General features: G+C 61.7%; 1 protein-coding gene. It reads left to right on the top strand.

Annotated features, from left to right (window positions below):
* The first annotated feature begins 1 nt into the window (after position 1).
* The gene (locus ACODS3_RS19945) at positions 2-13,606 is read left to right on the top strand and encodes an amino acid adenylation domain-containing protein (protein WP_489035894.1); all 13,605 of its coding nucleotides are present in this window, start codon (positions 2-4) and stop codon (positions 13,604-13,606) included.
* Positions 13,607-13,614: the final 8 nt, after the last annotated feature.

Below are 13,614 nucleotides of genomic sequence, written 5' to 3'. Positions count from 1 at the left end.
ATTGAACGACCGTAACGAAAGTCTCGACCAGTTGAAACGCGCCGCCCTGCTGCGCCTGCTCCAGCAACGTGGCGCCAGCCGTACCGAACGGGCACCGCAGGATGCAATCGAAGCGGCCGACCGCAGCGCCGCGCTGCCGCTGTCATTCGCCCAGCAACGCTTGTGGTTCCTCGACCAGCTCGATCACACCGCCAGCGTGGCCTATCACATGCCTGCGGCCTTGCGCCTGACGGGCAGTCTGGACAGATCGGCACTCAAGTCCGCACTCGACCATCTGGTGGCGCGTCACGAAAGCCTGCGCACGACCTTCAAGCAAGAAAACGAGCAACCGGTGCAAGTCATCGCCGCTGCCGACAGTGGCTTTGTGTTGGTGGAGCAGGATCTGCGTGAGCAGTCGCCCGGACAGGCACGCCTGAGCGCCACCCGGATCAGCGAAGCCGAAGCCGCCGAGCCTTTCGACCTGTTGGAAGGGCCGCTGATTCGCGGTCGCCTGCTGCAAGTGACCGATGAAGAACACCTGCTGCTGATCACCCAGCACCACATCATTTCCGATGGCTGGTCCATTGAAGTGCTGGTCCGGGAGTTCTCGGCGCTTTATGAAGCCTTTGTCGGCAACCAGCCGAACCCGCTGCCGCCCTTGTCGATCCAGTATGCCGATTACGCTGCCTGGCAACGTCAACGCATGAATGGCGACCTCCAGACACAACATGTGGAGTTCTGGCGTAATCACCTGAGCGGCGCACCCGTCCTGCTGACGGTTCCCACTGACCGGCCTCGCCCGCCAGTACAAAGCCATGAAGGCAGCACCCTGAAATTCACTCTGCCCAAGGAGCTGTCTCGCGCAATCGGTGCCTTTGCCCAGTTGCGCGCCGCAACGCCATTCATGACCCTGATGGCGGCCTGGGCCGTGCTGTTGACCCGCATCAGCGGCCAGCAGGACGTAGTGATCGGCACTGTCGCCGCCAATCGTGACCGCCAGGATGTACAAGGTCTGATCGGCTTCTTTGCCAACACCCTGGCGTTGCGTGTCCGTTTGCAGGCTGATCCGAGCCTGGATGAAGTCATGGCCCAGGTGCGCAACCTGATGCTGGAATCGTCGAGCTATCAGGACACGCCTTTCGACCTTGTGGTCGAAGCACTCAAGCCGCCGCGCAGTGCCAGCCACAGCCCGATCTTCCAGACCATGCTCTACACCAACGCCGGCAATGACGCAGAACAACTGCGCCTGCCGGGCCTGACGCTGGAATTCCTGTCTTCACGCCAGGAAGACACCCAACACGATCTGTCTCTGCACATTGACGAGGGCGGCGAGCAACTGGTGTGCAGCCTGTCCTACTCCACGGCGCTGTTCGACGTCTCGACCATCGAACGACTTTCCCGGCGCTTCGAGCGAGTACTGCGCTATTTCACCGATGCACCACAAACCCGGGTCGGCGCGCTGGACCTGGACCCGGATCTTGAACTGCCACAGGTACAGCCTGTCAGCCACGATGCTCTGGAAACGCCATTGTCCTGGCACCAGGAACGTATCTGGTTCGTCGATACCTTTGAAACCGGCTACCTGTATGCCGCCAACCCGATCTACCACAATATCCCGCTGTTGCTGGAGCTCAGTGGTGAAATCAATACCACCGCGCTGCAAACGGCCCTCAATGGCTTGATGGCTCGCCATGAAATCCTCCGTTGCCGGGTGCTCAGCGATGGCGCCAGGGCCTGGCAGCGTTTTGAAAAGAACGCCGCACTGCCCCTGAACTGTCTGCAAGCCGCAACCGGTCAATGCACCGCCGTTGCACTGGAAGATGCGACACAGCCGCTGCATATGGACGGTGGCGGTCTGGTGCGGGCGACGCTGGTACAAGACGGTACTCAAGAGGCCGTGCTGGCCATTACCGTTCACCACCTGTTGGCCGATCGGGCCTCGATGCAGATCATCAAGCGCGACTTGCTGGAGCTGTATGACGCGGCCTGCTCGGAGCGCGAACCGCAGCTTCCGGAACTGCCAGTGGCCTATCGCGATTTCGCCCAATGGCAGCGTCAGTTGCCTGCCGCCACCCGTGAATCCCTGCGTTCGTTCTGGGCCTACCAACTGCGCGGCAAGCTTCAGCCCATGGAGCTGCCTCTAAACCGTCCTCGCGCAGCGGTTCACGTATTTACACCGGCCACCCATGCCTTTGCCCTCACGGCCAGGCAGGTCAAGGCTATCGAAGCCGTTGCGCGCCGCGCTGGCGTTTCCAGCCAAAGCCTGGCCCTGAGTGCATTCACCGCCCTGCTGCGTCGCTATGCCGGGCACGACGAACTGGTGATCGGCACCACCGCTGCCTGCCGCGAAGACGTGGCCTTGCAGGACATGGTCGGCCCGGTCGGCAACCTGCTGGTGCTGCGCGGTGCCTGCGATGAAAACACCTCGCTGCAAGGCTTGCTGACCCAGACCTCGACAAAACTGGCTCAGGCCCACAAACACCGCTACATGCAGTTCGACCAACTGGTGCTGGCCATCAACCCCGACAAGGACATGAGCCGCACCGCGCTGTTTGATGTGCTGTTCAACTTCGAGCAGGCTCGCCAGACGCCTGATCAGGTTGCAGGCCTTGGAGTGCGTACCCTGGAAACCAACCTGGGTTACGGCAAGAACGACCTGCATCTGTTGATCGTCGCCAGCGAAGCGCAGTGGCAGGGTCATATGACCTACAACGCCGACTTCTTCGATCAGGACTTCATCGCGCAACTGATGCAGCATTTCGTGCGCCTGCTGGATGCTTTTGCTGAAGATGCCGAACAACCGGTGGATGACATCCCGCTGCTGGATGAACAGGAAAAACTCCTTCAGGCCTTGCATTGGAACGACACCGAAGCCGCTTACCCGACGGATGCAACACTGCACCAACTGTTCGAGGCGCAGGTGCTGGCCACACCGGAACATATTGCAGTCAACAGTAGCGAGGGTCAGCTCACCTATAAGGCCCTCAATGAGCGGGCCAACCGCCTGGCTCATCGCCTGCGTGCCAGCGGAGTCGTCGCGCAGGAATTGATCGCGATCCTGCTGGACCGCTCGCTGGACATGATTGTCAGCACCCTGGCCGTGCTCAAGGCCGGAGCAGCCTATGTCCCCATCGACCCGGCCTCGCCTGCCGACCGCATGGCCTACATTCTGAAAGACAGCGGCGCGCGCAAGATCATCGCACGGGCAGAGACAGCTGCATCCCTGGCAGACCAGGATCTTGAAGTCTTCGATCCCGCCTCGACGAACGGAGAGCGCATCACCGCCACAAACCTGGACAACCTGACGGCGCCGGGCCACTTGTGCTACGTGATCTACACCTCGGGCTCCACCGGCCAACCCAAAGGCACTCTGCTGGAACACCGCAACGTGGTGCGCCTGCTGCACAACAGCCGCAGCCCTTTCAGCTTCGGCAGCGACGATGTCTGGACACTGTTCCACTCCAACGCCTTCGATTTCTCGGTATGGGAAATGTTCGGAGCCTTGCTGCACGGCGGGCGTCTGGTGCTGGTGCCGGAACCCGAGCGCCGTGATCCGGCGCTGTTCCTCGACTTCCTCAAACGCGAGCAGGTCACGGTCCTCAACCAGACTCCCTCGGCCTTCCTGCCCTTGAGCGAAGCCGCGCTGGGACGCAAGGAAACCGCTCTGCACGCATTGAAATATGTGATCTTTGGCGGCGAAAGCCTGGAGGTGAACCGCCTGGGGGCGTTCCATGACGCCTTCCCCGAGGTGGCGCTGATCAATATGTACGGCATCACCGAAACCTGCGTGCATGTGACCTTCAAGCACATCAAGGCCGATGACATCAACGCCGGCATTTCCAATGTGGGACGGCCGATCCCGACCACCGTGACCTACGTCATGGATGGCAAACAGCGTCTGCTGCCGGTGGGCGTACCGGGGGAAATCTGTGTCGGTGGCCTTGGGGTCGGGCGCGGCTACCTGAATCGTCCGCAACTCACTGCCGAGCGTTTCATCGACGACCCGCTGCGCCCCGGTGAGCGCCTGTATCGCTCGGGTGACCTGGGCAAATTGCTGAGCAATGGCGAGATCGTACACCTGGGCCGCATGGACGCTCAGGTCAAGATTCGTGGCTTCCGTATCGAACTGGGCGAGATCGAGGCCAAGTTGCTGGCCTGCGAAGGCGTGCATGAAGTGCGCGTACTGGCCCGCGACGATGCCCGTCAGGGCAAACGCCTGATCGCCTACCTGATTCCCGAGCCGGGAGCCGTGATTGAAGTGGCGGCCCTGCGCAAGCAATTGGGCGCGACCTTGCCGGACTATATGGTGCCCAGCGCCTTTGTCAGCCTGAACGCTTACCCACTGACCGCCAACGGTAAACTGGATCAGGATGCCCTGCCCGCTGCTGGCGTAGATTCCATGTCCGAGCGCGGCTATGAAGCGCCACAGGGCACCACCGAACAGGCACTGGCGCAGATTTATCAGGAACTGCTGGGCGTTGAGCGTGTGGGGCGTCGTGACGGCTTCTTCGAGCTGGGTGGCCACTCGCTGCTGGCCGCGCAACTGGTGTCACGTGTCCGTCAGGTGCTGGGCGGCGAACTGATGCTGCGTGAGCTGTTCAGCCATCCTACCGTCGAAGAACTGGCCAGGGTCATCGGTGCGCTGGAACAGACCACAGTTGCAGAGATTCAGCCCGTGGACCGTGAGTCCCCACTGGTCCTGTCCTTCTCTCAACAGCGCCTGTGGTTCCTCGATCAACTGGACCCCAATGCCAGCATCGCTTATCACATGCCGGCGTCCCTGCAATTGCGCGGCGACCTGAACACTCAGGCCTTGAAAGCTGCACTGGATCATCTGGTGGCACGTCACGAAGGGCTGCGCACCACCTTCAAGCGTATCGGTGAACAGCCGGTTCAGGTGATTGCCGCCACCGACAGCGGCTTCAGCCTGACCGAACACGACCTGCGTGCCCTGCCTTTCGAGGAGGCACAATCCAGCGCGGCACGTATCGCCCAGCGCGAAGCGGCAGCGCCGTTCGATTTGCAACACGGCCCGCTGATTCGCGGCAGCCTGGTGCGTCTGGCCGATGACGAATATCGCCTGCATATCACCCAGCACCACATCATCTCCGATGGCTGGTCCGTGGGTGTGCTGGTCAAGGAGTTCGCGCAGCTTTATGAAGCCTTTGCCAACGGCAATACCCCATCGCTCGAACCACTGACGATCCAGTACGCCGACTATGCCGCCTGGCAGCGTGAAACCCTTTCAGGCCCGCAACTGGTCAACCAGCTTGAGCAATGGCGCGAGCACCTGAGTGGCGCGCCGACACTCCTGACCCTGCCAGCAGACCGCCCGAGGCCTGCGCTGCAAAGCTATCGCGGTGCCGACGTGCCACTGGCATTGAGCCCGCAACTGCTCGCTCAGGTGGAACGCTGCTGCAAGCAACACGACGTCACGCTGTTCATGGTCCTGCTCAGCGCCTGGTCGGTGCTGATGGCGCGGCTGGGCAACGAGCGCGATGTGGTGATCGGCGTGCCGACTGCCAACCGTGGCAACGCGCAGGTCGAATCCCTGATCGGCTTTTTCGTCAACACGCTGCCGGTGCGGGTGCAATTGCAGGACAGCCCGAGCGTCGCGCAACTGCTGGCGCAGGTCCGGGACACACTGCTGGCGGTCCATGAACGCCAGGAAGTACCTTTCGAGCATGTGATCGAAGCCCTGCAACCGCCCCGTTCCCTGAGCCATAACCCGTTGTGTCAGGTTGCACTGTCCTTGAACAACACCCCGGACGATGGCCCGCTGAACTTGCCGGGCCTGACCCTGACAGCCCTGAATCAGGCTCAGGAAACCTCGCAGTTCGACCTGATGCTGTCGCTGGCGGAAAACGCCGGAACGCTGGGCGGTGCCATTCAATACGCCACCGACCTGTTTGATCGTGCAACCGTGGAGCGCTTCGCCCAATCCTTCCAGGTACTGCTGGAAGCCTTTGTCCGTGAAAGCGAACAACCGGTCATGGCATTGCCGCTGCTGACGCCTGCCCAGCGAGAAGCGCATCCGTCACTGCGCCCTCCTGTGGCGAGTTTCGGCACTCATACCCTGATTCATCAGCGTTTCGAGCAAATGGCGGAGCAACAGCCGCACGCCATTGCGCTGCAATTCGCCGAACGTCAGGTCAGCTACCAGGAACTCAACCGTCGGGCCAACCGCATTGCCGGGCAACTGCTCGACCTGAACGTCAAGCCCGATGATCGGGTCGGTATTCTCGCCGAACGTGGCGTGGACATGCTGTGCGCCATTCTCGGCGTGCTGAAAGCCGGTGCCGCTTACGTCCCGCTGGACCCAGCCTATCCGCAGGCGCGCCTGACTTATCTGCTGGAGGACAGCCAGCCAGTTGCCCTGCTGGCCCAGCCCGCCAGCCTGGATGCACTGGGCGCCCGTCCCGACATTGCGCTGATCGAGCTGAACCCGCAAACCGACAGTGACACGGCAGCCGACGCCACCCTGGACCGCAATCCGGCCCCGGACCTTGGTCCGCAGCACCTCGCTTACGTGATTTACACCTCCGGCTCTACCGGGCTGCCCAAAGGTGTGCTGGTGGAACACGGCAATGTGGCGCGACTGTTCGATGCCACACAGGCCAGCTTCAGTTTCGGCAGTGACGATGTCTGGACGCTGTTCCACTCCTTCGCCTTCGACTTCTCGGTCTGGGAGATCTGGGGAGCCTTGATCTACGGCGGCAAGCTGGTGATCGTGCCCACCGAACTGGCACGCTCGCCGGGTGACTTCCATGCACTGGTCTGCCGTGAGCGGGTCAGCGTGCTGAACCAGACGCCGAGCGCCTTCCGCCAGTTCATCGAAGCCGCCGGGCGCAGCGACGAAGCACACAGCCTCAAGGAAGTGATTTTCGGCGGCGAAGCCCTGGACGTTCGTACCCTGCGTGCATGGACACAGAACACGCCGCTGACCCGCACCCGACTGGTAAACATGTACGGGATTACCGAAATAACCGTACATGCCACCTTTCATGCCGTCAGCCAGGCGGAAATCGATGCAGGTGATAACGGCCTGATCGGCGAACCGCTGCAGGACCTGTGCCTGCGCATTCTGGATGCCTTCGGGCAGCCGGTGCCGGTCGGTGTCGAAGGCGAAATCTATATTGGCGGCGCAGGCGTCGCTCGCCACTACCTGAACCGTCCTGAACTCAACTCAGAGCGTTTCATCGCCGATCCGTTTGCCAGCAGCCCTGAAGCACGCCTCTATCGCACAGGCGATGTGGCGCGCTATCGGGCCGATGGCGGAATCGTCTATGTGGGCCGCAACGACTCACAGATCAAGATCCGCGGTTTCCGTATCGAACTGGGCGAGATCGAAGCCCGTCTGCAAGCCTGCGACGGCGTGCGTGAAGCCGTGGTGATCGTGCGCGAAGATGCGCCCGGTGACAAACGTCTGGTGGCTTACCTGATCGCCCATGAACAGGCGACGCTGGAGTCGTCGGCCCTGCGTTCGCAACTGGCCAGTACCCTGGCCGAGCATATGATCCCGAGCGCTTTCATGCCCCTGTCGGCATGGCCGCTGACCACCAACGGCAAGCTGGATCGCAACGCACTGCCCGCGCCGGATCGCACTGCAACGGCAACCCGCGAGTACGAAGCGCCTCAAGGCACGCTGGAAATTGCCCTGGCGTCGGCCTGGCAGGAACTCTTGGGTATCGAGCGTGTGGGGCGCGAAGATCACTTCTTCGAGCTGGGCGGGCATTCGTTCCTGGTAATCAGCCTGATCGAGCGCCTGCGCCAGGGCGGAATCGTGCTGGATGTGCGCAGCGTCTTTGCCGCACCGACACTCAAGGCCATGGCCGCAGTGCTGTCTACGGATACCGAGCTTGCCAGCACCGCAATTCCGCCAAATCTGATTCCTGACGGCTGCACGGAAATCACCCCGGACATGCTGCCGCTGGTCACGCTCACTCAGGCGGAAATCGAGCAGATTGTGGCTGACGTACCGGGTGGTGCCGGCAATGTGCAGGACATCTACCCGCTTTCGTCGCTGCAGGAAGGGATTCTCTTCCACCACCTGTTGCAGGGCCAGGGCGATGCGTACCTGATGCGTACTGTCGTGAAATTCAAACAACGCGAGCGTCTGGACGAGTTTCTGGCGGCGCTGCAAAGCGTGATCAATCGCCATGACATCCTGCGCACGGCCCTGCGCTGGTCCGGCCTGCCGAAACCGGTGCAGATCGTGCAGCGCCAGGCAACGCTGCCGGTGAATGTGCTCGACAGCAGTCAGGCTGCCGATCCGTTGCAGATGCTCCATGAGCACACCGACACCCAGACCCTGAGCCTGGATCTGCAACAGGCCCCGCTGATCGCGGCGTACATGACCTGGGACCGGACCCGGGAGCAATGGCTGCTGGCGCTGCTGGATCACCACTTGATCAGCGATAACGTGACCCTGCGCCTGATCATGTCGGAAATCTACGCCATCGTGCATGGCCAGGGTCATCACCTGCCACCGTCGCATCCTTACCGCAACTTCATTGCCCAGGCGGCGATGGTTTCCCAGGAGGAGCATGAAGCCTATTTCCGGCAACTGCTGGGTGACGTCGACGAAACCACTGCGCCCTATGGCGTGCTGAACGTACAAAGCAACGGCGCCGGCAATACCAAGGCGCTCCGTTACCTGAGCGATGAGGTCAGCGCGGCGGTGCATCGCGTGGCCAAGGCCCGTGGCGTGCCCAATTCCGTGCTGTTCCATGCGGCATGGGGCCTGGTGGTCGCAGCCACCAGCGGGCGCGACGACGCGGTATTCGGCACCGTGCTGTCAGGCCGCTCCCAAGGAGCCAGCGGTGCGGATCAGGCACTGGGCATGTTCATCAATACCCTGCCGATGCGGATTCGTCTGGAAAACAGCAGCGTCAGCGATATCGTCCAGGACGCCTATCAGCAATTGAGCGAGCTGCTGACCCATGAGCAGGCGTCACTGGCCCTGGCCCAGCGTTGCAGCGCGGTGGATGCCTCGATGCCGCTGTTCACGGTCATTCTAAATTGCCGGCATGGCGATATCGTCACTGCCGACGGCAGCAATATCCAGGAAATGGACCACTGGGAAGGCATCGAATTCGTCGCCTCGGAAACCCACACCAACTACCCGATCGAAATCGCCGTAGCAACCGAAGGCGGCGCGATTTCCCTGACCTCCCAGACAGTGGTCGGCATCGACCCGCAGCGCATTACCGATTACCTCGCCCAGGCGGTTGCCGTACTGGTCGAAGCCCTGGAGCAATCGCCGCAGCGTCTGGCGAGCACCCTGGACGTTCTGCCCGAGCCTGAGCGCCAACAGGTACTGGCCGGTTTCAACCAGACCGCCAGTGATTTCGGCACACCTCAGCCCTTGCAAACGCTGTTCGAGCAGCAGGTTCAGGCTCAGCCAAATGCCATTGCGCTGGTGCATGAGCAGCAACAGCTCACCTACGCCCAGCTCAACCGTCGGGCCAATCAGTTGGCCCAGCGTCTACTGTCCCACGGCATTCAGCCAGAACAGCGGGTCGCCATCTGCGCAGAACGTGGCATCGAGATGATCGTGGCCCTGCTTGCCGTGTTCAAGGCCGGCGGCGCTTATGTGCCCATCGACCCGGATCACCCGACTGACCGTATCGCCTTTATCCTCAAGGACAGCGACGCTCAGGCATTGCTCTGCCAGCAGGCTCTGGTCGCTCACCTGCCTGCCGAGCCCAACCGTCCGATGCTGATACTGCTCGATGAGCATGACCTTGAATCGATCGATAACGACTCGCAATACGACAGGAACATCGACCCTGCCAGCATCGGCCTGACCGCCGAGAACCTGGCCTATGTGATCTACACCTCAGGCTCAACCGGGCAGTCCAAGGGCGTGATGGTCGAACACCGCTCGGTGTTCAACTTCAGCCACGTCATGGCGCAGACCACACATGCCCATTGCCCACCACAGGCCAATATCGCGCTCAATGCTGGCTTCTACTTCGACATGTCCATCAAGGGCATCGCGCAACTGTTCTTCGGCCATCGCCTGATCATCATTCCACCGCTGATCCGGGCCAGCGGTCATGAACTGCTGGATTTCCTTGAAAAGCATCAAGTCCACGCCTTCGACTCTACGCCGTCGCAGCTCGATACCTTGCTAGCAGCAGGTCTGTTGGAACGTCACAGCTACCAGCCGATCAGCGTCCTGCTGGGTGGCGAAGCCCTGAATGCCGTGACCTGGGACAAGCTGCGCCAGAGCCGGAACATCCATTTCTACAATATGTACGGCCCGACCGAATGCACGGTCGATGCCTCTTTGGGCTTGATCAGCGAACTGGGCGAGCGCCCGAGCATCGGCAAGCCGCTGTCCAACATGCAGGTGCTGGTACTCGACAAGCGTGGCCAGCCGGTGCCGGTGGGTGTGACCGGAGAACTGCATATCGGCGGTGCCGGTGTGGCCCGTGGTTATCTGAACAACCCGCAAATGACCGCCGAGCGCTTCTTCAGCAATCCGTTCTCCAGTAATCAACAGGCTCGCTTGTACAAGACCGGCGACCTTGGCCGCTGGAAAGCTGACGGCAGCCTGGAATACGCAGGACGCAACGACTTCCAGGTCAAGATCCGGGGCTTCCGTATCGAACTGGGCGAGATCGAAAGCGCGCTGCTGACCTCTCCGGCAGTACGTGAAGCAGTAGTGATTGCCCGTGAGGACAACCCGGGCGAAGCCAGCAGCAGCCGATTGGTGGCCTATATCTGTGGCGAACCGACTTCTGCCGAGGAACTGCGCGCCTTGCTGCTCAAGCGCCTGCCGGAATACATGGTGCCCAGCGCCTTCGTGCAACTGGAATCCATGCCACTGACCGCCAACGGCAAGCTCGACCGCCGCGCCCTGCCCGCTCCGGGCCAGGAATCGCTTGCCAGCCGTGCCTATGAGGCACCACAGGGCGAGGTGGAAGAAGCCATTGCCAAAATCTGGCAGGACTTGCTGCATGTGGAGCGAGTCGGCCGTAACGATGGCTTCCTGGAACTGGGCGGCCATTCGCTGCTGGCAGTGCAATTGCTCTCCAGGCTGCGCCGCAAGCTCGGCACCCGGCTGACCTTGCGTGAGCTGTTCGACGCCCCGACCGTGCGCGGTCTTGCGGCCAGGGTAGAATCGGCTTCGTCCGAACAAAGCCAGACCATCCCGCTGGCCAACCGCAAGGAAAAGCTCGCCCTGTCGTTCTCCCAGCAACGCTTGTGGTTCCTCGATCATCTGGACCCGGCAGCCGGTGCCGCCTACCACCTGCCTGTGGCTCTGCGCCTGAGTGGACAGCTGAACCCCGATGCCTTGCAGGCCGCCCTTGACCGTCTGGTGGCCCGCCATGAAAACCTGCGGACTTCGTTTGCACTGGTCGATGGCCAACCGGAACAGAAAATCGCACCTGCGGACCGTGGCTTCTCGCTGACGCGGCATGATTTGCGTCAGTTGCTGGCCGAGGAACGTCAACGGACCATCGAGCAACTGGGCGAAACCAATGCCGGCACGCTGTTCGATCTCGGCAACGGGCCGCTGCTCAGAGGCTGTCTGGTACAGACTGGCGACAATGAGCATGTGTTGTTCATCACCCTGCACCACATCATCTCGGACGGCTGGTCCAACAGCGTTCTGGCCCACGAGATAAGCGTGCTTTACAGCGCCTACAGCCAGGGGAACAAGGACCCGCTACCAGCCTTGCCGCTGCAATATGCCGATTACGCCGTCTGGCAACGGCAGTGGTTGCAGGGTGCAGCCCTGCAGGCCCAGACCGACTTCTGGCACAAGCACCTGCAAGGCGCACCCGCCTTGCTGAACCTGCCACTCGACCGGCCTCGCCCAACCGTGCAGAGCTATGCCGGCGGCATCCTCGACTTCACTTTGCCCGCAGCGCTGAGCGAACAGTTGCGTGCCTTCAGCCAGGCACAGGGCACCACCCTGTTCATGACCCTCCTGGCTGGCTGGTCGACTCTGATGACTCACCTCAGCGGCCAGGATGATGTGGTGGTCGGGACACCGGTCGCCAACAGGCAGCGTACCGAGCTGGAGCCGCTGATCGGCTTCTTCGCCAACACCCTGGCCTTAAGGGTCAAGGCTGAGCGTGAGACGAGTGTTTCCAGGTTGCTGGTCAGCATCAGAGACCTGACTCTGGCAGCCTTCAATCATCAGGATCTGCCTTTCGAGCAGGTGGTCAGCGCGCTGCAGCCGACCCGCAGCATGAGCCACAGCCCGCTGTTCCAGGTGATGCTCAGCCTCAACAACACCCCGCCAGCACCGCTGACGCTGCCGGGCCTTGAGATCGAGTCGCTGGAAAGTGCTCACCACACGACCCAGTTCGATCTGTCGCTGTCTCTTACCGAGGATCAAGGCAGCTTGTACGGCAGCATGCAGTACGCCAGCGACCTGTTCGATACCGCAACGGTGCAGAACATTCTCGATCTGTTCACCCTGAACCTTGAGAATCTGATCGCGGATGCCCGGCAACCGGTCGGCAAGCTGCTGGAGCAGTTGCCAGCGCTGGTGCGTGCCGAGTCCGCGCCGCACCTGCCCGCCTCGGCACTGGATGCACAAGAAGCAGAAGCCTTGCCCTATGAGGCCCCGCAAGGCGATACGGAACTGGCGATTGCACGCATCTGGCAAGAGCTGTTCAAGACCGAGCAGATCAGTCGCCACGATGATTTCTTCAAACTGGGCGGCATCTCGCTGATGGCCGTGCAAATGACCTCAAGGCTGCGCAAGGTGCTGGGCAAGGCAATCGCGGTCCGTGATCTGTTTGTCGAACCTACCGTGGCCGGTTTCGCCCGGACTCTGGACCAGAAGGCTGGTCAGGCAGCACAGAGCAATCTGGTGCCTATCCGTCGCAGCGGCAGCCAGCGGCCACTGTTCCTGGTCCACCCATTGGGCGGCGAAGTGCAATATGCAAGGGATCTGGCACCGGAGCTGAATGTCGAGGTGCCGGTCTACGGGCTGGCGGCCAGTGGTTTCGCCGCCGGGGAAAAGACCCCGAACACGATCCAGGCCCTTGCCGCCAGCTACCTGACAGCGATTCGCGCCGTGCAGCCCAAGGGGCCTTACCGCATTGCGGGCTGGTCGGCTGGTGGTCTGATCGCCCATGAAATGGCTCATCAGGCCATTGCTGCGGGCGAAACGGTGGAGTTCCTGGGGATTATCGACACCTCGGTACACAAGACCGCGCCTGCCGAACAGCCCATCAGCGAAACGCAATTCCTGCTCGAATGGCTGCCGGAACGGATCGAACCGGCCATCAGAAACGAGCTGGATGCCCATGCCGCTGCCAACAGGATCGAGCAGATGCTTGCGCTGTGCCTGGCCAACGACCTGTTGCCGCAGGAACTGGGCAAAGACATCGACGCCCCGTCATTGCGCACTCACCTGAAGGTTGCCTATGCCATTCGTCAGGCGGTCGATGCCTATGTCAGCCCTGTGACGGCAGTGAACGTATCGCTGTTTACCGCCAAGGACCAAGAGCGTGTCGATGCGACTCTGGGCTGGAGCGACCTGCAGGGCAACCGCCTGCAAGTCACCCCGCTGCGCGGCGAGCACAATACGCTGGTAACGGCACCGTATGTCAGGGCATTGGGCGAGGCCATCTCTCTGGCCTTGAAGCGTCTATAACTTCCAGC

This window comes from Pseudomonas sp. FG43 (assembly GCF_057809175.1).
This window is presented reverse-complemented; position numbering and strand designations above follow the sequence as displayed.